Origin of the sequence: Veillonella sp. CHU740, assembly GCF_003992055.1 — a bacterium.
Classification (GTDB): Bacteria; Bacillota; Negativicutes; order Veillonellales; family Veillonellaceae; genus F0422.
Window position 1 is genome coordinate 1 of the sequence record NZ_RQVD01000025.1, and the last position, 1112, is coordinate 1112.

Sequence of the window (1112 nt, forward strand, 5' to 3'; positions counted from 1 at the left end):
AAACGTAAGCCTTCTTCAATAGCGATTGGAGTGATAAGCTCGATGTTCATAGTGATGTTATCACCAGGCATACACATTTCTGTACCTTCTGGTAAGTTGATAACGCCAGTTACGTCAGTTGTACGGAAGTAGAATTGTGGACGGTAGTTGGAGAAGAATGGAGTATGACGGCCACCTTCTTCTTTTGTCAACACGTATACTTCTGCTTTGAATTTAGTGTGAGGTTTGATGGAACCTGGTTTAGCCAATACTTGACCACGTTCGATGTCTTTACGGTCGATACCGCGAAGCAATGCACCTACATTGTCACCTGCTACTGCAGATTCCAAGATTTTACGGAACATTTCAAGACCTGTAACTGTAGTGCTGGATGGTTCTTCTTGAAGACCAACGATTTCTACTACGTCACCAACGTTGATTTGACCACGTTCTACACGGCCAGTTGCTACTGTACCACGACCAGTGATTGTGAACACGTCCTCTACAGGCATCAAGAATGTTTTGTCTGTGTCACGTTCTGGAGTTGGGATGTACTCGTCAACTTTTGCCATCAATTCGTTGATTGCTTCAACGTATGTAGCGTCGCCTTCTAAAGCTTTCAATGCAGAACCTGCAACAACTGGGATGTCATCGCCAGGGAATTCGTAGCTGGAAAGCAATTCACGGATTTCCATTTCTACTAATTCTAATAATTCTTCATCGTCAACCATGTCTTTTTTGTTCATGAATACAACGATAGCTGGTACACCTACTTGGCGAGCTAACAAGATGTGCTCACGAGTTTGTGGCATAGGGCCGTCAGCTGCGGATACAACTAGGATAGCGCCGTCCATTTGAGCAGCACCAGTGATCATGTTTTTAACATAGTCAGCATGGCCTGGGCAGTCAACGTGTGCATAGTGACGAGAATCTGTTTCGTACTCTACGTGTGCAGTGTTGATTGTGATACCGCGTTCACGTTCTTCTGGAGCTTTGTCGATCATGCTGTAATCTTGGAAATCAGCTTGACCTTTTTCAGCAAGAACTTTTGTGATTGCTGCTGTTAAAGTAGTTTTACCATGGTCAACGTGACCGATAGTACCAATGTTAACGTGTGGTTTATTACGTTCAAA

Annotated in this window: 1 protein-coding gene; it reads right to left on the bottom strand. The window is 43.9% G+C overall.

What is annotated here, in order from left to right; all coding sequences use genetic code 11:
- The coding region (gene tuf, locus EO115_RS08290; protein WP_126938475.1) for an elongation factor Tu at positions 1-1112 on the bottom strand (1112 nt) is incomplete at both ends.